This is a genomic window from Bartonella sp. AA1HLJMS (assembly GCF_042197445.1).
GTDB lineage: Bacteria > Pseudomonadota > Alphaproteobacteria > Rhizobiales > Rhizobiaceae > Bartonella.
Window position 1 is genome coordinate 66630 of sequence record NZ_JBHIRW010000006.1, and the last position, 20784, is coordinate 87413.

The 20784-nt window shown below is 40.4% G+C and carries 16 protein-coding genes and 1 pseudogene; 13 read left to right on the forward strand and 4 right to left on the reverse strand.

The genetic code is table 11. The features are described 5' to 3' along the window. Nucleotides 1–70: 70 nt before the first annotated feature. The 3 genes from ACFIQE_RS03325 to rimJ all read left to right on the forward strand — a co-directional run bounded on the left by ACFIQE_RS03325 (nt 71) and on the right by rimJ (nt 3455). Nucleotides 71–457, forward strand: a complete 387-nt coding sequence (locus tag ACFIQE_RS03325; RefSeq protein WP_273790493.1) for a hypothetical protein — start codon at nt 71–73, stop codon at nt 455–457. After that, on the forward strand, nt 457–2319 hold the full coding sequence (locus ACFIQE_RS03330) for an ABC-F family ATP-binding cassette domain-containing protein (protein ID WP_375613265.1): 1863 nt from the start codon (nt 457–459) through the stop codon (nt 2317–2319). The genes ACFIQE_RS03325 and ACFIQE_RS03330 overlap by 1 nt, the downstream gene beginning before the upstream one ends. 572 nt (nt 2320–2891) lie before the next feature. Then, nucleotides 2892–3455 carry a ribosomal protein S5-alanine N-acetyltransferase gene (gene rimJ / locus ACFIQE_RS03335; protein WP_375640609.1) on the forward strand — a complete coding sequence of 188 codons (564 nt, stop codon included), beginning with the start codon at nt 2892–2894 and terminating at the stop codon, nt 3453–3455. Between the two features lie 545 nt (nt 3456–4000). On the opposite strand, the gene ACFIQE_RS03340 is transcribed toward rimJ, so the two are convergent. Next, on the reverse strand, nt 4001–4261 hold the full coding sequence (locus tag ACFIQE_RS03340) for a DUF2312 domain-containing protein (RefSeq protein WP_005774567.1): 261 nt from the start codon (nt 4259–4261) through the stop codon (nt 4001–4003). Nucleotides 4262–4523: 262 nt separating this feature from the next. On the opposite strand from ACFIQE_RS03340, the gene ACFIQE_RS03345 reads away from it, so the two are divergent. Beyond that, entirely contained in the window at nt 4524–5012 is a 489-nt protein-coding gene (locus ACFIQE_RS03345; protein WP_375640606.1) for a DUF1036 domain-containing protein, read from the forward strand. Beyond that, complete coding sequence (gene pyk / locus ACFIQE_RS03350) at nt 5009–6445, forward strand: pyruvate kinase (RefSeq protein ID WP_375673629.1); 1437 nt, start codon at nt 5009–5011, stop codon at nt 6443–6445. Before ACFIQE_RS03345 ends, pyk begins: the two co-directional genes overlap by 4 nt. 1492 nt (nt 6446–7937) lie before the next feature. On the opposite strand, the gene ACFIQE_RS03355 is transcribed toward pyk, so the two are convergent. Together ACFIQE_RS03355 and ACFIQE_RS03360 are read right to left on the reverse strand one after the other, a co-directional pair. Beyond that, nucleotides 7938–8327 carry a cell division protein ZapA gene (locus ACFIQE_RS03355; RefSeq protein ID WP_375629691.1) on the reverse strand — a complete coding sequence of 130 codons (390 nt, stop codon included), beginning with the start codon at nt 8325–8327 and terminating at the stop codon, nt 7938–7940. A gap of 12 nt (nt 8328–8339) precedes the next feature. Then, nucleotides 8340–8615 (reverse strand): DUF4164 domain-containing protein, encoded by a 276-nt coding sequence (locus ACFIQE_RS03360; RefSeq protein WP_005774573.1) that lies wholly within the window; start codon nt 8613–8615, stop codon nt 8340–8342. 334 nt (nt 8616–8949) lie between these two features. Here ACFIQE_RS03360 and tkt point away from each other — a divergent pair, with 334 nt between their 5' ends. From tkt to ACFIQE_RS03390, 6 genes are all read left to right on the forward strand, one after another. Next, nucleotides 8950–10956 (forward strand): transketolase, encoded by a 2007-nt coding sequence (gene tkt / locus ACFIQE_RS03365; RefSeq protein ID WP_375640601.1) that lies wholly within the window; start codon nt 8950–8952, stop codon nt 10954–10956. A 203-nt stretch (nt 10957–11159) separates the two neighbouring features. Next, nucleotides 11160–12167 (forward strand): type I glyceraldehyde-3-phosphate dehydrogenase, encoded by a 1008-nt coding sequence (gene gap / locus ACFIQE_RS03370; protein WP_375629694.1) that lies wholly within the window; start codon nt 11160–11162, stop codon nt 12165–12167. A 515-nt stretch (nt 12168–12682) separates the two neighbouring features. After that, nucleotides 12683–13876 carry a phosphoglycerate kinase gene (locus ACFIQE_RS03375; RefSeq protein WP_375621050.1) on the forward strand — a complete coding sequence of 398 codons (1194 nt, stop codon included), beginning with the start codon at nt 12683–12685 and terminating at the stop codon, nt 13874–13876. Between the two features lie 106 nt (nt 13877–13982). Next, nucleotides 13983–15014, forward strand: a complete 1032-nt coding sequence (locus ACFIQE_RS03380) for a class I fructose-bisphosphate aldolase (protein WP_375621004.1) — start codon at nt 13983–13985, stop codon at nt 15012–15014. A gap of 662 nt (nt 15015–15676) precedes the next feature. After that, nucleotides 15677–16114 carry a hypothetical protein gene (locus tag ACFIQE_RS03385; RefSeq protein WP_375621003.1) on the forward strand — a complete coding sequence of 146 codons (438 nt, stop codon included), beginning with the start codon at nt 15677–15679 and terminating at the stop codon, nt 16112–16114. A gap of 560 nt (nt 16115–16674) precedes the next feature. Further along, nucleotides 16675–16881 carry a hypothetical protein gene (locus tag ACFIQE_RS03390; RefSeq protein WP_375707266.1) on the forward strand — a complete coding sequence of 69 codons (207 nt, stop codon included), beginning with the start codon at nt 16675–16677 and terminating at the stop codon, nt 16879–16881. 1171 nt (nt 16882–18052) lie between these two features. Here the strand turns inward: ACFIQE_RS03390 and ACFIQE_RS03395 are convergent. Beyond that, nucleotides 18053–19843: an ABC transporter transmembrane domain-containing protein gene (locus ACFIQE_RS03395; protein ID WP_375707267.1), complete on the reverse strand. Its 1791-nt coding sequence runs from the start codon at nt 19841–19843 to the stop codon at nt 18053–18055. Nucleotides 19844–20029: 186 nt separating this feature from the next. On the opposite strand from ACFIQE_RS03395, the gene rpmE reads away from it, so the two are divergent. Together rpmE and ACFIQE_RS03405 are read left to right on the forward strand one after the other, a co-directional pair. Then, complete coding sequence (rpmE, locus tag ACFIQE_RS03400) at nt 20030–20251, forward strand: 50S ribosomal protein L31 (protein WP_005774581.1); 222 nt, start codon at nt 20030–20032, stop codon at nt 20249–20251. 253 nt (nt 20252–20504) lie between these two features. Next, nucleotides 20505–20784, forward strand: a pseudogene (locus ACFIQE_RS03405) (ATP-binding cassette domain-containing protein); the annotation flags it as partial.

A 20784-nucleotide genomic window follows, 5' to 3' on the forward strand; every position in this document is an offset into this window, starting at 1 on the left:
GGGGGGGCCTAGTGATGAAGTGCCGACATAAACGATATATGTATTGATCTTGAGAAGGAAAGGTTTTGATATGTTAAAATCAATTTTTAAAGTGGCCGTTGTTTCAGCCATTGGTTTCAGTTCAGTCGCTTGTACTACAAACGATGAACGCGTTGCACGTTACGGCGTAGGAGGAGCAGCAATCGGTGCTTTGGCTGGAACTGCTATTGCTGGAAGTACGCCTGGAGCAGCACTTACCGGTGCAGCATTTGGTGCTTTGGCTGGAACAGTAACAGGTGCAGCTGCAAATCAAAGAAAACAACAAAGACAGGTATCACAATTGTGCACGTATCGTGGTCGTAGAGGGCATGTTTACCAAGCACCTTGTGGACAGAGAGTTCCTGTACGGCAATTGTGTGCTTACCGTGATGCAAGAGGGGTGATGTATAAAGCACCTTGTCCGCGCCGCGTTCGTTAATGGCGGTGCCGCTTTTGCGGCTTGACCGCATTTTCTTAAATTTTGGAAAAACGCCTTTGCTCAATCAAGCTTCTTTATCGGTTGAGCAGGGGGCGCGTATTGCGTTGGTTGGCCGTAATGGTTGTGGAAAATCGACCCTGTTAAAAATTGCCGCAGGAATATTAGAACCTCATGGTGGCGAAATTTTTCGCCACCCGCGAGTAACGCTCCGTTATGTCTCACAAAATCCGGATTGTTCAGGATTTGAAGATATTAACGCTTATATGGAAGCGGGGCTGGATGATATATCTGATGTTCAGTGGATTAATACGCTTCGCACAAATTTAGGGTTTTCTGGGACGGAAAAATTGGAAACGCTTTCGGGAGGCGAAAAGCGGCGTGTTTCGTTGTTACGAGCCATTGCTGCAAAACCCGATATTTTGTTCTTAGATGAACCAACCAATCATCTTGATTTACCAACTATTGAATGGCTGGAAGCTGTTTTGGCTTCTTTGCGTTCAGCGATTGTGGTGATTTCCCATGATCGACGATTTTTAGAAAATGTTACACGGTCAACGGTATGGCTTGATCGTGGTACAACCAAAAGGCTGGAAAAGCGTTTTTCTGAGTTTGAAAATTGGCGTGATAAAGCACTGGAAGAAGAAGCCATCGAACAGCATAAATTGGGGCGCCAAATTGCTCGTGAAGAGCAATGGTTGCGTTATGGCGTGAGCGCACGGCGTAAGCGTAATGTACGGCGCTTGGGCGAATTAAAAGACTTAAGACAGCGTCATCAAACCTATAAAGGGCAGCCGGGAAATGCACTTTTGACAGCAGCGAAAAGTCATGATTCTGGGCAATTGGTGCTTGAAGCAAAGAAAATTTCAAAATCCTATGGTGATCGCATTATCGTGAAAGATTTCTCTTTGCGCATTCAGCGGGGTGATCGAATCGGGTTGGTAGGACCCAATGGAATCGGAAAGACAACGCTCCTTTCTGCATTAATTGGGCAAGAAGCCGTGGATAGTGGAACGGTGAGGCATGGCTATAACCTCTCCATGGCATTGCTTGATCAGCAACGTATTTTAAATGAAGAAGAAACTTTAGCGCATTATTTAACGGGAGGAAGAGGTGATACTCTTGTGATCAATGGGCTGGAGCGGCATGTGGTTTCTTATATGAAAGACTTTTTATTTTCACCTGAACAAGCACGCACTCCCCTTAAAGAATTTTCAGGGGGAGAAAGAGCACGCCTCATGCTTGCACGCCTTCTTTCTCGTCCTGCAAACTTTTTGATTCTTGATGAACCGACCAATGATTTGGATATGGAAACTTTGGATTTGTTGCAAGAATTTATTGCTGATTTTGCGGGAACAGTATTGTTGGTCAGCCATGACAGAGACTTTTTAGATCGTACTGTAACGCATATGTTGGCACCTCAAGGTGATGGTCATTGGGTTTTGTATGCGGGCGGCTATAGTGATATGATGGCGCAAAACCAGCATGCTCTTCGCTTACAACGCAAAAGAACAGAATTATCGCAACGTAAAGCACCTTCAAAATCTCATGCGGGAGAGCTTTCAAAGCAGGACACATCAACAGATGATCGCTTGATAGGGCGGGAGAAAAAAACACGAAGTAAATTGTCTTATAAGCAGGTTTATGCATTGGAAAAATTGCCTGAAGAAATTGCTGTTTTACAGGACGAAATCAAAAAAATTGAGCAAGAACTCTCTGATCCAGCCCTTTATCGCAGTGATAAAGAGCGTTTTGAGCGTTTATCAACAACGTTGGAAAAAAAGAAAAATACTTGCACACAAAAAGAAGAAGAATGGTTAGAACTTGAAATTTTACGCGAAGAAATGGAAGCGTGTTCACGGTAATGTTTCAGATATTAATATCTAAGCATTTTAATTCGTATTGCATCATCGCTTTTCTTTAATTTGTTACAAGAGTTTGTGGCTGATTTAGCGGGAACAGTGTTGTTGACGAGTTATGGCAGAGACTTTTTAGATTGCACTGTAACATATAGCACCTCAAGGCGATGGTCATTGGAATTTGTATACGGGGGAGCAGTGATATGGTAGCGCAAAACAAGCATGCTCTGAGCTTACAAGGCAAAGAAACAAAACTACCTTTGCCGTAAGTTTTTTCAAAATTTCGTATATGGAAGTATGCCAGTTCCATTGCATATTTTGCTCGCTCTTAGTGTTGCTATAGCGCCCCTTGGAATTTGAGAGCATTCATAAGAAACATGCCCTTGTCTTTACCTTATGCTTTAAACATACCACCCCCGCTTATGATGGAAAAGCAAATGATCCTCATTGATTCTAACGTAAGAAGTGTTGTGATGAGGAAAGCTTACTGTATTTGATGTTATAATTTAAGTTTAAAAATGATGATTTTCTAGGATAAATCAACGTGTTATTGTGACATTGTCTAGGAGGAGAAAATGATGGCAATTAAAACAAAGCGAACAATTTCCACATTGATCGGTTTAGAAGATGCAGCTGAACTGTCTTCTTATTTCCTCCGTAATGCGAATCATCTGCGTCCTTTTGAACCTGTTAGATCTGATGGTTACCACAGCCTAACAGCTTGGGAAACACGAGCCAATGCATTTGCTTATGAAAGTGCACAGGGACAAGCATACCGATATGCTGTACGATTAAAAAATGAAAACACAGTCATCGGTGTTGTGAATTTTACAAATGTGGTTCGGGGTGTTTTTCAAGCCTGTCATCTTGGTTTTTCTCTTGATGAAAAACAACAAGGCAAAGGTCTCATGTTTGAGAGTTTATCGGCTCTAATACGCCATATCTTTCATGTTTATCATCTACATAGAGTGATGGCAAATTATAGACCTGAGAACATAAAAAGCGAACGTTTATTAAAATGCCTTCATTTTGAAAAAGAAGGCTATGCCAAAGACTATTTGATGATTTCTGGAAAATGGAGAGATCACATTCTAATCTCTCGAATCAATGATCTTTATGAGTCCGTTAATAGATTCGAATAAAGTTTTGTTAAGGGTCTTTTTATCAAATGTGTAAATATGCTGCACTTTTCCTTATCCTAAAAGACTAAGATCTTTAACCACCTCTTCTTTTGTAAACAGTTCAGATTCTCGTTTAGCGGATTTCAACTGCTGACTATTTTTATATGTTTCTTTTCGTAGATAAGAAATTGATTTATCATCATAACTCATTTTTTTAATTTGAAGAGAGTCCTCAATATCGGAAGACTTTCTCACTTCAAATTTATTGATTTTTAATCATAAAAACACCTCTCTTGCACATCACAAACTGAGTTGGCATAGGTTGGCATACAAGTGAGAGTTTATGTGGATAAAAATTATTGAAGAACAAGAATAAAAATTCTCTGTATAAATCCTTTTAAATGTGAGGGCTGTTGCAATATTGTGTATTCTGTGACCGATAGTCTCGTTACAAGTTACACAAACGGCTTATTGTTTGGGTGAAATTTTTATACATTCATTTGTTTTTTGCCATTTGTTTTTTGTATTTTCTTTTCTTAAGAAAATTTCCAATGTTATCAATGGCTTTAATTCATACCAAGCGCATTTTTATATAGCTCAATGATTGCTTCTTCTTCCATTCGTTCATGTTCTTCTTTTTTACGCAGCCGTATAATGCTTCGAACAGCTTTACTATCAAAACCAGAGCCTTTAAGTTCAGTGTAAACGTCTTTAATATCATCAGAAATGGTTTTTTTCTCTTCTTCTAGTCGTTCAATACGTTCGATAAAAGAGCGTAATTGGTTTACGGATATAGCGTGTGTTTGATCGGTTACTGTATCGTTCATTGTATTTTTCTCCAAGTTATATATTTAAGTTGTTTTTCGACGACGAATTTATGTTAAAAAAGCTTGAAAATAAAAAGTAAGTCAAGCTACACAGTTTTTTTTACAAATTGACTTTAAATATTTTGTAAAATTTTTAAGATATATGCATTGATAAAAGGGCTATAAAAAGAAAAATATAAAAATATACGTTTTAGATTTGAAAAGCTTTAAAAAAAGAAATGTGTAATTTGTTTTGAGAATTTGGCATTATAGAGGAAGTTTTGTGATTTTAAAAAAACGATATTGGGTGCTTCAGAAAGGATTAAAAGTTTTTCTTTTGAGCATTTTGCTCTTGTTTCCCCTTGTTGTTTTTGCAAAAGCTGACTTTAGGGTTTGTAATACAACCCAACAGTCTGTAGGGGTTGCTCTTGGATATCGTACATTTTCAGGGTGGGTGAGCGAAGGCTGGTGGACGGTACCAGTGACGGAATGTAAAACTTTAATTGAGGGGCCTCTTGCTTCACGGTTTTATTATTTTTATGCGGAAGGGGCACAAAAAAAAGGGAACTGGGCAGGCTCTGTGACCATGTGTGTACAAGATAGCCAATTTACTATTCAAGGGGTTCATGATTGTTTCCCTCGAGGATATCAAAAGGCTGAATTTAAAGAGATCGATACCGGAAATCAAACCAGTTGGATGGTACAGTTGACGGATGAGTCTTTGTTAAACAATTCAGTTATACCTTCTCTTTCAGGAAATTCTCCACCGTGAAACGTGCACGTAAAGTAAAAATTATTGCGACTCTTGGTCCTTCTTCTTTTTCTCGTTTGATGATTGAAAAGCTTTTTAGGGCAGGGGCAGACGTTTTTCGTCTTAATATGAGCCATACTGATCGTGATATGCTGGGTGATTTGGTCGAGTCTATACGAGAAGTTGAAAAAACAGTTCGACGCCCCATTGGTATTTTGGTGGATCTTCAGGGGCCAAAACTGCGTGTGGGGCGTTTTGCTAAGGGTCAAGAAGATTTGCGTGTTGGGCAAAGCTTTACGTTAGATAATCGCGATGTTCTTGGTGATGCACAGCGTGTTTTTTTCCCTCATGAGGATGTATTTTCGGCTGTTAAACCAGGGGATCGGTTGTTGATTGATGATGGAAGGGTGGAACTGCGTGCGCAAGTTTGTGATGGTCATTCTGTACAGTGTCGCGTGGTTGCTGGAACCCGTATTTCTGATCGAAAGGGTGTCAGTTTTCCCGATACAATTTTGCCTTTTGATTCGATGACGTCAAAAGATAAGGAGGATCTTCAGGCTCTTTTACAGCAGCCTGTTGATTGGGTTGCTCTTTCTTTTATTCAACGTCCAGAAGATATTATGGCGGTGCGTCAGTTGACGAAAAGCAAAGTGTCTTTGATGGCTAAAATCGAAAAGCCTCAAGCCTTGGAGCATATAGAGAAAATTATTGATGTATCTGATGGCATTATGATTGCACGGGGTGATCTCGGAGTGGAAATGCCTTTGGAAAAGGTCCCTGCACTTCAGATGGAGCTCATAAAAGCTTGTCGTTTAGCAGGAAAGCCTGTTGTGGTGGCAACACAAATGCTTGAATCAATGATCACATCTTCTGTTCCGACACGCGCAGAGGTGTCAGATGTTGCTACAGCAGTTTATGCAGGAACAGATGCGGTGATGTTGTCTGCTGAATCTGCTTCTGGTCGTTATCCTGAAGAAGCTGTGCTTATGATGGATCGAATCGCGCGGCAAATCGAACAAGATCACACTTATGCCGCTCAGGTTGGGGCACAACATCCAGCACCAGAATCAACAGGAACGGATGCGATTTCTCTTGCTGCGCGTCAGATTGCTGAAACACTTGCACTATCCGCTATCATTGCCTATACGGCTTCAGGAACAACGGGGGTGCGCGCCTCTCGTGAACGCCCTAATAGACCCATTATTGCTTTATCGCCCATTGTGGAAACAGCAAGGCGTTTGGCTTTAGTTTGGGGGCTTCATTGTGTGGTCACGCAAGATGCACGGAGTTTAGAAGATATGGTTGATCGAGCAGCAGCGATTGCATTTCAGGAAGGCTTTTGCAAAGGGGGAGATCGCTTCCTTGTGACAGCTGGGGTTCCTCTTGGAACGCCCGGTGCGACAAATCTCTTGCGTATTGCTTCTGTCTCTCAAGATGGAACGAAAGGGATTTGAGCCGTTTACGCATGGTGTTTTTTCATGCGCCTTTGAACAGGTTTTAAAAACAACGGGTGTGCGCCTCTTGTGAATGCCTCCATAGACCCATTATTCTTTATATCTTCTATCGTAAGATAGAAAGGTATTGCGTTAGGTCGTCCAGTTTGGGGATGGAAGCAGATGCGGTGATATTGGTCTGTTGATTTTGTTTTAGTTCTGAGGAAGCTGCTTTTACGGTAGGGCATTTAATGGGAGCCCCCCTTTTATTTCATTGAGACAGATTGGGGATGCTTTATTGATGTTTATACGAGCGAGATGTTTATTGATAATGAGAGTTCATTCTTTCGCTTTTTGGATAAGAGCCTTGAAATTTTTCCCATTTTAAACTTTTGCAAACAGAATTGAATAAAATTAAAATTATGTGCCTAAAAAATCGTACTGGTATGTTATGAGAAAAAGTGATGGGTGAATGTGTTTTTAAAATATGCCTTGTCGAATCATTTACAACATATTGATTTATAATGATAATTTATCGTTATTAAACTTGAATTAGAACCCCGAATTCCGTAAGATTCTCTTAAATTTATTTATGTTTTGTTAATCATAACTCTTTGCTTGTACGTCATAAGCGGGTGGGTTTTATGGGAAAAAGCTGTACAAGAAAGGCGTCCCTCTTATGAATCGTTTTACGAGCCAAGGGGGCTATCGCAATACTGAGGGCTGACTATAATGATGATGCCGACTTGCTCTTTCTTTTATTAAGCTTGGAGATTTTGAGGGGTGGGGAGAGAGGTATGGATGAATTGTTTGTTTGTTATAAGGATAAAAATAGCGGTAGAGGATGTTTTCAAGAGCTATTATTGTTGTTTATGATGTTTGAGGTTGTATGAGATTAACATACTCTTCGGGTTTGACTTTTTTCCTGCTCTAAAGGATGAAAATACTAAAGTTCACGCTGGTTTATAAATGATACGGTTCTTTTCGGTGGGTTTCATCGGATGGACATCTCAGGTGCAAAGACTCCATGGTGCTTATAGTATCAAATAGCGGTGTTTTACGGTATAATAGATAAGGTTATTTTTTTAATATATATTGAATCTGCTTAATATTATCTAAGGGGCAAGGATTTTTGGGCATGCATTCATAGGGAACATGAATATAGCTCTTTTTTTCGAAGGGTGCTTTATTTGTTTGTTGCTGTTGTCATTTATATGATTTTTTTACAATGATGTTGATTTTGTTATCTTATTGCGCGGTTAAAAGACATCTCATTTGAAATGTGGTGATATAAGGCAGCCTCCTTGATATAGGAAGCGTTTGTGCGGAGGTGAAATATTCAGGGTAGGGCTTTCTTGTTGAGGTTTAAGTTAATCCCATAAGTCGTGAGTAGCTGGAATCCTTCCTATAAAAAACCAGACTGTTTACACACCGGTGTGGGTTTAAGAATTTTTATCCTGTGAGATGTGGCGGACAAGTCAAATCTCTGGTTTATTACGCGCTGATGTAATTTTTAGAAATCTTCCTGTTCCTGTTCTTGTTCTTGAAGGTTTGTGCAGTTTTGATCATCTTTGAGCAATTGGTTGGTGAGATTTTCAATGCGTTGTGTGGTGTCACGCATAATTTTCCCCATGGTACGGTCTCTTTCGTTGTGGAGTCGTAAAAGAGTATTGTAGTCTTCTTGTAATTTTTTATTTTCTCGTTTTATTTCTTCCATTTCATCAATAATCATTATGCCAGCCATAACCGATAAACGATGGTCGCCAATTTCACCAAAATTGTTCTTTAAATGTGTGATATATTGATCCAATTGAGCAGCAAGCGCAATAAGACGACGTTCTTGTCCTTTGTCACAAGCCATGCGATAAACTTTACCATCAATGGTAACGGAAACAGTTTCCATACATTCAAACCTTTATCTATCAATGACAACACGAATTGTTTCCATTGCTTTAATAAGACGTTTGGAAACTTCTTTGTTTACGGACTCTAAGCGTTCAATTTGGGCTTCAGCTTTGTCAAGCGCTTGGGCAAGATGGCTGCGGTCAGCATTCATTCGTTGGATTTCTTCTTCCCATTCGTTATTTTTATCAATAACGGCATTGCGGTTTATTATGGTGATCTCTAAAGTTCTAAGTGCCTTTTCTAGGTGCTCTAAAGCATCTTGTAGAACTGTAGTCTCTTGGTTCATTGCTTTTATCCTTTGGGTAATTGTATCCTTTATCAATGTGTTATGCAAAAACGAATCACTTTCACTCTTGTATTGTGTGCATTTTATTTTTAAGTATGTAGGATATTTTAGCAAGCAAAGCAGGGGATAGATATAAATTAAAAGCTGGATTTTTTGCGCGTATTGGCATAAATGACATGGATATACAGAACGCGTGAGGGGAATGTTATTAATATTATTGAAGTGGTGGCAAAAAGTCTCACGCTAATGGTTAGAAAATAGTATTTCTTGAGAATTTTAAGAGAATACGGAAAAAGCAACAGAATAACGTATTTAACGAAATGGTCGATTATTCATGACAAACACCCACCAACAGAATCAGATGGCCAATGCTATCCGTTTTCTTGCTATTGATGCGATTGAAAAAGCAAATTCTGGTCATCCGGGCTTGCCAATGGGAGCAGCCGATATTGCTACGGTTCTTTATACAAGATTCCTTGCTCATGACCCCAAAAAACCTCGCTGGCCTAACCGTGATCGTTTTGTGTTATCAGCAGGACATGGGTCTATGTTGCTTTATGCTCTCTTGTATCTTTCTGGTTATGAAGATATTGGCATTGAAGATCTCAAAAATTTTCGCCAATTAGGAGCAAAGCTTGCTGGGCATCCAGAATATGGGCATGTGGCAGGAATCGAAACAACGACTGGTCCTCTCGGACAAGGATTGGCTAATGCCGTGGGGATGGCTCTTGGAGAGCGTTTGCAAAATGCCCGTTTTGGTGATCTTATCAACCATTACACTTATGCGTTGGTGGGCGATGGATGCCTTATGGAAGGGATATCTCAAGAAGCACTTTCCCTTGCCGGTCATTTGAAACTCAATAAGCTTATTGTGTTGTGGGACGATAATAATATTTCTATCGATGGAGAGATTTCCCTTGCTGACAGTACAGATCAGATTGCGCGTTTTAAGGCATCTGGTTGGGAGACACATAAAGTCAATGGGCATGATCAAGCAGCAATTGCGCGAGCTATTGAGGCGGCACAAAATTCCGATAAACCAACTTTGATCGCTTGTAAAACAACAATTGGCTTTGGAGCACCCAATAAAGCGGGTACCAATAAAATTCATGGAGCCCCTTTGGGCGCACGAGAAATCACTGAAACCCGTATCGCGTTAGGGTGGGATGCTGAGCCTTTCGTTATTCCAGCCGATATTCTCGATAATTGGCGCTTGGCTAGTCTCAATGCTGCTAAAAAACGCCAAAAATGGGAAGAAAAATTTGCTGATCTTCCTGTCTCAGAGCGTGTGGAGTTTGAAAGATTGATGCGGGGCGATCTCGTGGGCGGATTTGATGGCGCTATTGATACTTATAAACAGAAATTGGTTGAAGAGCGCCCCGTTGTTGCTACGCGTAAAGCTTCGGAAATGGCTCTTGAAGTGATCAATGAGGTCGTTGTTGAGACTATTGGTGGTTCGGCTGATTTAACCGGATCTAATAATACAAAAAGCAGCCAGATGAAAAGTATCTCTGCTGAAGATTTTTCAGGGCGCTATCTGCATTATGGAATTCGCGAACATGCAATGGGAGCTGTGATGAATGGTCTTGCCCTTTATGGCGGCTTTATTCCTTATGGGGGAACCTTTTTATGCTTTTCTGACTATATGCGTCCTGCTATGCGTTTGTCTTCTCTCATGGGGTTGCGGGTGATTTATGTCATGACTCATGATTCTATTGGTCTTGGTGAAGATGGTCCGACCCATCAACCCGTAGAGCATTTGGCTTGCCTGCGTGCAATGCCTAATCATTTTGTGTTCCGTCCTGCCGATGCTATGGAGACAGTTGAGTGTTGGCAATTGGCTTTGAAAGCATGCGGGACGCCTTCTACCTTGGCTTTAAGTCGACAAAATCTACCGCTTTTGCGTCAAGAGTATGAAGAAGAAAATCTCTGTATGCTTGGTGCTTATGAATTCCTAACAGCTAGCGATGATGCACAAGTGACGCTGTTTGCTTCTGGTTCAGAATTGCAAATTGCAGTGGAGGCACATGCGGTGTTAGAAGAAAAAGGCATCCCAACGCGTGTGGTTTCTGTGCCTTGTTTTGAACTTTTTTCTCAACAATCTCTCTCCTATCAGCGTGCTCTCATTGGAGATGCACCGATTAAAATTGCCATTGAAGCTGCTGTCGCCCAAGGATGGGATCGTTTTATTGGCTGTGATGGTGTGTTTATTGGTATGGAGGGCTTTGGGGCAAGTGGAACAATTGATGCCCTTTATGCGCATTTTGGTATTACTTGGGAAAATGTCGTTGCCACCGTTGAAAAAGAGCTGGAAAAGATCAAAGAGGAAAAGACAAAGTGACAGCTTGTGTTGTCATGAATGGGGTGATTGTAGGGCATCATATTCTGTGCAGTGCTGTGGATGATCTTGTGCATTATTGTGGATAAGTGAGTGAGTGATCAAGATATTGACATTGTGGGAATTAATGATTTTGGATTGGTGAAATACCCATTTATTGTGTTTTAAATGTTGTGCTTTTAAAAATTGATGAGGAAACATGTGAAATGACAGTTCGTGTTGCAATTAATGGGTTTGGTCGTATTGGTCGCAATATTTTACGTGCACTTGTGGAAAGTGGACGACAAGATGTTGAAGTGGTTGCAATTAATGATTTGGGATCGGTGGAAACAAATGCCCATTTATTACGCTATGATTCAGTTCATGGGCGTTTTCCTGGTATCGTTAAGGTGGTAGGGGATGCTATTGATGTGGGAGGTGGTTTAATAAAGGTATGCGCAGAGCGTGATCCTGCTCAATTGCCTTGGAAAGATTTGGATATCGATATTGCTTTGGAATGTACGGGCATTTTTACTGCGCGTGATAAAGCAAGTGCTCATTTAGATGCGGGGGCAAAGCGTGTTCTTATTTCTGCGCCTTCTGAAGGAGCAGATTTTACGGTCGTCTATGGGGTTAATCATCAATCTTTAAGCAGCGAGCATCGCGTTGTTTCAAATGCTTCTTGTACAACCAATTGTTTGGCGCCTGTTGCACAAGTTTTACACAATACGGTGGGCATTGAAAAGGGCTTTATGACAACAATCCATTCTTATACGGGTGATCAACCTGTATTGGATACAATGCATCGGGACCTTTATCGTGCACGTGCGGCAGCTCTTTCTATGATTCCTACCTCAACAGGAGCGGCAAAAGCTGTGGGATTGGTCTTGCCAGAATTAAAGGGATTGCTTGATGGTGTATCGATTCGTGTTCCGACCCCTAATGTTTCTGTGGTTGATTTGACATTTATCGCTAAGCGTTCCACAACAATCGAAGAAATTAATACAGCTATTGCTACTGCTGCACAGGGTTCTTTGAAGGGCGTTTTGGACACTACAGAAGAGAAACTCGTGAGTTGTGATTTTAATCATAATCCTCATTCAGCTATTTTCCACAATGATCAAACCAAAGTGATTGATGGTAAGCTCTGTCGCGTTCTGGTTTGGTATGATAATGAATGGGGCTTTTCTAACCGTATGAGTGATACGGCAGTGGCTTTTGCTCAGACAATATAAGAGGACCTCAGGGTCCTCTTTTTATAAGGAAAAGTCTCATTTTTGTGCAATTTTGAGAAAAACAGTTAGAGGCTGTTGTTCTCATGCGCTAGAGAGAAGAGGCTATTGAAAAATTGATGATGTGTTTTGTTTTAATACTGTGTCAATACGTGCTTTTAAAAGATGCATGAAAGAGTAAACTTTGAAAAAGTAAGATCTGAACGAGATACCCTTTGAGAAAACGTTAGAAAACAGGAGATGTAAACTCTTTTTCCTAGAAGTAAAAGGAAGCTTTAATAGAGATCAAGTTGAGCCAATGCATTTGTTTGCCACAATGGAATATGAAGATTAAGAGCAATGGTGGGCTTTTGTACATTTGACGATAAAAGCTTTGGATTTTTATTAAGCAAAGGGTGAGAGATAGGCTGTCGTGGATCTCTTGTAAAAGCAAAGAGGGGGATAAGTGGAAAGAAAAGTGGGCAGGGTTGTTGGATGCGTTTTTATTTGAAACAATGGAAAGTGAAGAGGAAGCAGTGATGGGGTTTCGTACACTTGATGATGTTGATGTTTTGGGTAAACGTGTTCTGGTGCGCGTAGATTTTAATGTTCCTATGGCGCAAGGTAAGGTATGCGATGAGACGCGTCTTGTACGACATAAAGAGACACTCGTTGAGCTGCAAAAGCGTGGTGCTAAACTTATTCTGCTTTCTCATTGTGGTCGCCCCAAAGGAAAGGTAGAGCAAGAGTTTTCACTCCGTCCTGTTGTGCAAGTGCTGGAAAAGATCATTAATCAGCCGGTTGCTTTTGCTCCGGACTGTATCGGTTCGGCGGTGCAGGTTGCAGTTGAGTCATTACAAAATGGTGGTGTTTTACTGCTTGAAAATGTTCGTTTTTATGCTGGTGAAGAAAAGAATGATTGTTCTTTTGCAGAAGCTTTGGCTCATAATGGAGATCTCTATGTCAATGATGCTTTTTCAGTTTCTCATCGTGCCCATGCTTCGGTGGAGGGAATAACGCATTTGTTGCCTTCTTATGCAGGACGGTCTTTGCAAGGTGAATTGCAGGCATTAGAAAAAGGACTTGGCAATCCAGCACGTCCTGTGGTTGCTCTTGTGGGAGGAGCAAAGGTTTCTAGTAAGCTTTTTGTGCTCAATCATTTGGTGGAAAAAGTTGACTCCTTAATTATTGGTGGGGGGATGGCTAATAGTTTTTTAGCTGCGCAAGGTATCCATGTAGGGAAATCACTGTGTGAACATGCATTGATGGAAACGATAAAAAAAATCATTAAAAAAGCGCAAGAGTGTCACTGTACGCTTCTGCTCCCTCAGGATGCTGTTGTGGGATTTCGTTTTGAAAAAGATGCACCGCATCGTCTTTATGACATTGAAGATATTCCACAAGATGGCATGATATTGGATATTGGGACGCGCTCTATTGCGCATATCAATACTGCGATAGATGAAGCTGCTACTCTTGTGTGGAATGGACCCCTTGGTGTTTTTGAGATGCCTCCCTTTGATAAGGGAACCATTGCCGTTGCACGCCATGCAGCAGAACGTAGTTTGACGGGAAATTTGGTTTCAATTGCGGGAGGGGGCGATACGGTTTTTGCCCTTAATCATGCCGGTGTTGCCAATGATTTTACTTATCTCTCAACTGCTGGAGGAGCTTTTTTGGAATGGATGGAAGGTAAGGTTCTTCCTGGTATTCTTGCTCTTATGCAGGCTTAAAGGGCTTCTTTGAAGGGAAGGTTAAAGAAAAGCTATACAATCGTGTAGAGTGTTTTGATAGTGTTGCGCATTTTTAGAAATTAAGACAAAATAAGAGGAATTTTTTATGAATGAACGGCTTGAAGATATTGCACTTGCTTTGGTGCATGCGGGTAAAGGTATTTTGGCGGCAGATGAAAGTACGGCGACCATTGGAAAGCGTTTTGAAAGCATTGGTGTTGAATCCAATGAAGATAAGCGCCGTGCTTATCGTGAAATGCTTTTTAGTACAAAAGAAGCGATGGAAAACGCCATCTCTGGGGTTATTTTATTTGATGAAACCATTCGGCAAAAAGCATCAATTGGGAAAATGTTGACGGATCTTATTCGGGATTCAGGCGCTTTGCCAGGGATTAAAGTTGATACCGGTGCAAAACCCTTGGCTGCTTTTCCCCAAGAAACAATTACCGAAGGGTTGGATGGTCTTCGTGAGCGGCTAAAAGATTATTATGCTTTGGGAGCACGTTTTGCTAAATGGCGGGCGGTAATTGCTATTGATGAACACACTTTGCCAACAAGAGGCGCCATAAGACAAAATGCACAAGCTCTTGCACGCTATGCTGCCTTATGTCAGGAGTTCAATATTGTGCCCATTGTTGAGCCGGAAGTGTTGATGGATGGATCATCGTGTGGGCATTCAATTACACGCTGCTTTGAGGTGACACGCACTGTTTTGCAGGCTGTCTTTAAAGAATTGTTTGAAGCTCGTGTTCTTTTGGAGGGGATGATTTTAAAACCCAATATGGTGATTGATGGAAAGGATGCTCGCAAGGCTTCTGTTGAAGAAGTTGCTGAAAAGACTGTCCAGGTGCTTAAACAGACTGTTCCTGCCGCTGTTCCCGGAATTGCTTTTCTTTCTGGAGGACAGTCTGATCAGGAAGCAACGGCGCATTTATCTGCTATGAATTCTTTGGGCGCATTGCCTTGGAAATTGACCTTTTCCTATGGACGCGCATTGCAAGCAGCTGCCTTAAAAGCATGGGCTGGAAAAGATGAGAATATTGCTGTTGCACAGAAGGCATTTAGTCATCGGGCTCGGATGAACCATCTTGCGGCTTTGGGACAATGGACAAAAGAACAAGAAAAAGCGTGCGATTGAAGCACAAGCTCTGTTCTTAAATGCGGAGAGATTTTTCATATTTCTGCGTGATTTTTTGGGTGCCCTCATCATGATAAAAATGGCGGGGGCATTTTAGGCTTAAAAGCTTTCTCAGAGAGTTTTTTCCTTGGACCTTTTAAAAGTCTTTAATGGGTGCTATCGAGAGATAAGATTGCGGGAGAGGTGCAATTTCGAGAAGGGGAGATAATGCTAGGAAATTTGTGAATGCACAGCACTTTAGTATGGTGTCGTTCATGAGGTGGTACTTACTTTTTGAGTGAAAATCATAAAGCTCATACTGTATTGAAGAGTTTGATATTGTGATATTTTTTCTTTTTCATGTTATCATTACTTGTCATCAGCAGAATTCATTTGATTGCAGTTTTAAAGGTGGATTAAGCGGGTAGATTAGAGAGTTGCGATTTCTGAGCGGATTGGAATACAGCTTATGAAGCTTTTCTGCATCAGGGTAGCTTCTTCTTCAATGGGGGTAGACTTTCTATTGGCGAACGAATTGAATAACTCTTGCGAAAGAAAATAGATTTGCCCCTCAATAAAACACCTATTTTTTCGTTAAAATGGATAAATTTTTCTTGTATTTTTTGATGATATAATTAAAAGTAATTAACTTCATAGCATCTTGGCTTAAAACGGGGGGAGTTGTGGACGGTATATCTTCTAAAAATAACAGTATATCTTCTAAGAATACAAGCATCAAAAGAAAAAATCAATACGCAGAACAGAGCTTTTCTGCAATTATGATGCGAAAATTGTGCAATATGGTGCGTGGGGTATTCGAAGGGATCTTTACAGTATTTACTTTCATAATTTTTATTATCTTGCTCAACATACGTGGACCGGTTCATACCGCATTAAAAGTCTTTGGGTCGGTGAGTGGAATAGGGTGCTTTTTCTTTTTTGTCGGATACCTCTTAGAACGCCGTGACGCAACAGCAGATGAAGCCGGTATATCGTTCGCATTACTCTTAACAATTCTTGAAGGCGTTTCTTCTATTTGCTGCCTGTCTGCTAGTTGGGGTTACGATGCTCTCTTATTCCGTTTAGCACCTCCTGGGTATGTTCTTATTCTCCCTGAATAAATAGGGTGCAATTCGTTTGCATACAAATCAAAATGAGAGGCTGTCTGCCTCTCAAATTCTTAATAATCGCTCTCCAAAATCATAACATCAAACCCGCGTTTAATGAAGGGACTAACAAGCTTTGGGTCCTTAAGCCTCAAGGTAACCCTTTACAAATTGCGCCTATCGGCATCCTTGACCTTAAGACACTCAAACGGCTTATTTTGTTTTTCTCATGTATGATATAAGGGGAAAGCTTCTCATCGTGCCTAAATGGTAACTTATCGTGTGTTAAATGGAAAAATGAGAAAAAGCATCTTTATGCAATATAATCCAATTATGATTTATTGATTTGAAGATAAAGGGTTTAAAGCCTTCTACAAGACTGATACGATAAAAGGGGGAAGTTGCCTATTCTTAGAAACTAAGGCGTATTTTAGGTGCTCTTGATATAGCTATCTCACCAAATGGTTTTGAAGACTTATCCTTTTAGCTCTATTCACTAAAAGGTTATTTTGAGGGGGCTTGGCTAATGAATGTAAAGGAAAATTAGCACGTAATATTTCGCTTTGCTGGTATAGATGCTGAATGAGTTAATTATCGAGAGGATCACTGAAGAGGGAGCGCTAAAAAATCGTGAAAATCTTCCGTACTTCGGTGAATTCGTGGTTGAAGATATAATCGTAGAACTTGGCTTATCTGTTCCTGAAACAGCTGCATGGTTTGAAATGGTTAGGGTGTCAGTTCTGCATATGCTTGGCTCGCTATACAAAAAAATTATGATTTAGTGCAAGCTTTAAAACATAAATACCCTAAAGATATATCCTCTTTGTACATGTTCTTATCATCGTTAAAATGCTTTCTTAAAGCACGACAGGGGGTGCTATAAAGTTGAGGGCTGTAAAATATATGGGGCTTGGAGGGGGTGAGAAGATGGTATTCAATCGAAGTACTCTATCCTTATTTTATGGGCTATGACTGAAAGAGAGAGCTGGAGAGACGATTTGTGAGCAAAGAGACGTTGTTTTGAGGTTGCGTGTCTGCAAGAGCAGAACAGTGGTCGTGGTGATATTTAAAAACAATAAATTTGGTAAAATTTTACAATTTTGCCAAAAGCCAGTTTATTATAAAAGCTGTTGCTCATGTGCTCTCACAAAGTTATAAGAAGCCAAAAAGTGCTAAAAGAGTCTTTGCTCTTTTTCAATAATATGGATCTGCAAACAGTGTTCAAAAAGTGTTCGTTTTTTTGAAAGAGAAGAAAAGGATATTCTTGCAATAGAGAGAAGCGTATTTGTGAATTACAATTTGTCATGATTTTCGGTAAACACTATTATTTATAGCGGTGAGAGAGGGTATGAAAAGTTTTTCATATTCAGTTTTTTTAAAGAGTGTGGTCAGTCTTTAGGGTAGTGCTTGTGTCCCTAGAGCCTATCAAGTGAGCCCGCATAAAGGCTTCAAGAAAGCGAGCACCTATTATACTTTTTGCCAGCGTATACTCTTTTGTCAGCGCCCCAATGTTTTGACAGCCCTTAGAACGTAAAGGGGCAAGGGAGGTATTTCATTCCTTTCTTGTACCGTTTTACTCCACACGCCAACTCTGCTTGTGATGAGCAAGCCAAGAGATTTTGTTTGATTCACTATGAGGGTTTGACATGAGAAAATCCTATGGTATTCATGATCTTTCATGGAAAACAATGAATTATCCTTATAAATCAACGTGACAGTGCTGTTATGAAGAGAACTCCTTGCACATCTTAATAGCCCATAGCGATTAACTTGGTATCATTTTATATTCTGTACACAGAAGTGTCTTTATAAAAATACTCCATCTTGCGCAGAAAAAAGAAAAACATCTCAATGCTTGCTTTTCTTTTTTCCATGAGAGATTTAAATTGATAAGCCTGTCTGAAAAAAGTGCTGTTTATGCCCTTAAAGATATTGCTCTTGTATCAAGATTACTTATTCGGGTGAAAATTGGAGTTTTGCGAGGTAAGCATAAACGCCATTTTTTGCCACAAGTTCGGCATGGGTTCCTTCTTCCACAAGGGCGCCTTTATCCATAACAAGAATGCGATCTGCTTTTAAAATTGTTGCCAAACGATGTGCAATGACCAAGGTTGTGCGGTTTTGCATCAACCCTTCTAAGGCGTCTTGCACCAACTTTTCACTGTTTGCATCTAAAGCCGATGTTGCTTCATCAAGCAGCAACAGGGGTGCATTTCTTAAAATTGCCCGCGCAATACCAATGCGTTGTTTTTGCCCCCCAGAAAGCATGGTACCGCGTTCTCCTACTTGCGTATCCAAGCCATCTGGTAAAGCTTGAATAAATTCAAGTGCATTAGCCGCTTTAGCAGCAGCAAGGATTTCTTCTTCATGGGTATTTTCAGTTCCAAAAATAATATTATCACGCAATGTTCCATCAAAAATAGCAACATCTTGTGGAACATAGGAAATTGCACTACGTAAATCTTGTAAAGAAAGGCGATTAATTTCTATGCCATCCAACCGAATTGTTCCATTTGTCGGGTCATAAAAACGAAGGATCAAAGAAAAAATGCTGCTTTTTCCTGCTCCGGAAGCCCCAACAAAAGCAACCGTTTCGCCTGCTTTTACAGAAAATGAAAGCGAGCGTAAAACCTTCTCTTGTGGTCTAGAAGGATAGGTAAAATCAACCTGATCAAAAACAAGTTCACCTCGAACAGGTTGCTCTAATGATAAAGCATTTTTAGGAGCTACAATAGTAGGTTGTTCTTGTAACAATTCGGCAAGCCGTTCAGCAGCGCCGGCTGCTTGGATTAATTCTGCTCCCAGTTCCGATAATTGCGCAAAAGTAGAAGCTCCAAAAACCGCATAAAGGACAAATTGCCCTAATGTCCCTCCTGTCATCGTTCCATTCAAAACATCACGCGATCCAATCCATAAAACAGCAACCACACTGCTAAAAACCAAAAAAATTGCAAACCCCGTAAAAAAGGAGCGCAAGATTACAGAAGCACGTGCTGTTTGAAAAGCACGTTCTATCAATTGTGAAAAACGTATTGTAACGAGTTTTTCAGCGGTAAAAGCTTGCACAGTGCGAATAGCACTTACCTGCTCTGTAGCAACAGCATTGGCATCTGCGAGACGATCTTGCGCCGCGCGGGTACGAGAGCGAACTTTACGTCCAAAGACTACTAAGGGAATGGCCACAACAGGAATAGCAGCTAAAACCAACAAAGACAATTTAGCATTGGTGATCACCATCATTACGACGGCTCCGATCACGATAATCAGCTGACGCAATGCGGTAGAGGCGGTAGAGCCCACAGCTAATTTTATTTGTGTGGTATCTGTTAGAAGCCTTGAAACAATCTCTCCTGAATGTGACCGATCAAAAAAAGCAGGAGAAAGTTTCATAATATGGACAAACACATCACGCCGTAAATCGGCAACAATCCGTTCTCCTAAGGTGATAACACAGTAATAACGGGCTGCTGAAGCAAATGCGAGAAACAAGGCTAAGATAAACAAAATTCCAAAGTAAAAATTGATATGTCCATGGCTTGAAGTAGAAAACCCATGATCAAACATTTGGCGGATAGCCACAGGCAAAGCTAATGTGACTAGAGCAGCAACAGATAACGCTAGAAAAGCAAAGATAAACAACCAACGATAGCGCAAAAGATAAGGAACAAAAATTGCAAGCGAAGAGAATGAAGATTTTTTAGGGGAAGACTTTGTCGATTTTTCTGAACGATAACGTAATGTCATAAAATTTTGCTCACTGTATTGGATTTGTAACACTTGATACAATGATGTATCTTGAACACTTGTTTTTTGATGCGTGCTCAGTTATAGAAATAAATACTTTAATCAATGTATCAAAAAGACAAAGGAAGTGCACTTAAAAAAACAAGCAAGTGCTATTTCATTCTATAAACGCAAAAGGTTTGACGCATGAAAGCGAATATTCACCCCAATTATCATAAAATTACCGTTGTTATGACGGATGGAACCCAATATACGACGCGCTCTACTTGGGGAAAAGAAGGCGATACTCTTAATCTAGATATTGATCCAAGAACGCATCCGGCATGGACAGGTGGCTCCCAAACACTCGTAGATCGTGGTGGTCGTCTTTCTAAATTCAAAAATCGTTTTGGTAATATTGGCATGTAAAAGCCTCCTTTTTATGGGGAACAAGGGTTTTAAACAAATCGATTGCAAACGATGAGTTTTTTATCCTATCAAAGAGTGCACTTTAAATATTAATTCAAAAACGCATCCGACATAAACAGATGAGTCTTAAACACTTATAAATCATTGTGGTTGCGTTTTTAAATTCAAAAATCATTTTGAATATATGCATAAATCCTTTCTTCCCTAGAGTATAAAGACTTGAAATAAAATAATTGTAAACTTTTCTTCTTTTTTTGGAACTGAACATACCCATGGAGAGGAAATTTTGGCCACTTCTAAAGCTGCCAATGCATTTGAATTTATTCAAGCTTTACCAGATGGCTTGGATACGCAAGTAGAAGAACGTGGTACCATGCTTTCTGGGGGGCAAAAACAACGCATTGGTATTGCACTGGCGATTTTAAGAAATGCAGCCCTCTTGTTGCAAGCCGGCACCATCATTATATTTGCCAACTCGTGGATGTTGCTACAGCCCTTGGCACTTGAGATAATTTATTATAGGCATTTTAAGT

What these genes read in the sequence shown, in the direction of transcription:
- gap (WP_375629694.1), top strand. Translation starts at nt 11,160, where the DNA reads ATGACAGTTCGTGTTGCAATTAATGGGTTTGGTCGTATTGGTCGCAAT.
- ACFIQE_RS03360 (WP_005774573.1), bottom strand. Translation starts at nt 8,615, where the DNA reads ATGAACCAAGAGACTACAGTTCTACAAGATGCTTTAGAGCACCTAGAA.
- ACFIQE_RS03330 (WP_375613265.1), top strand. Translation starts at nt 457, where the DNA reads ATGGCGGTGCCGCTTTTGCGGCTTGACCGCATTTTCTTAAATTTTGGA.
- ACFIQE_RS03325 (WP_273790493.1), top strand. Translation starts at nt 71, where the DNA reads ATGTTAAAATCAATTTTTAAAGTGGCCGTTGTTTCAGCCATTGGTTTC.
- ACFIQE_RS03375 (WP_375621050.1), top strand. Translation starts at nt 12,683, where the DNA reads ATGGGGTTTCGTACACTTGATGATGTTGATGTTTTGGGTAAACGTGTT.
- ACFIQE_RS03340 (WP_005774567.1), bottom strand. Translation starts at nt 4,261, where the DNA reads ATGAACGATACAGTAACCGATCAAACACACGCTATATCCGTAAACCAA.
- rimJ (WP_375640609.1), top strand. Translation starts at nt 2,892, where the DNA reads ATGGCAATTAAAACAAAGCGAACAATTTCCACATTGATCGGTTTAGAA.
- ACFIQE_RS03380 (WP_375621004.1), top strand. Translation starts at nt 13,983, where the DNA reads ATGAATGAACGGCTTGAAGATATTGCACTTGCTTTGGTGCATGCGGGT.
- rpmE (WP_005774581.1), top strand. Translation starts at nt 20,030, where the DNA reads ATGAAAGCGAATATTCACCCCAATTATCATAAAATTACCGTTGTTATG.
- ACFIQE_RS03395 (WP_375707267.1), bottom strand. Translation starts at nt 19,843, where the DNA reads ATGACATTACGTTATCGTTCAGAAAAATCGACAAAGTCTTCCCCTAAA.
- ACFIQE_RS03355 (WP_375629691.1), bottom strand. Translation starts at nt 8,327, where the DNA reads ATGGAAACTGTTTCCGTTACCATTGATGGTAAAGTTTATCGCATGGCT.
- ACFIQE_RS03390 (WP_375707266.1), top strand. Translation starts at nt 16,675, where the DNA reads ATGCTGAATGAGTTAATTATCGAGAGGATCACTGAAGAGGGAGCGCTA.
- tkt (WP_375640601.1), top strand. Translation starts at nt 8,950, where the DNA reads ATGACAAACACCCACCAACAGAATCAGATGGCCAATGCTATCCGTTTT.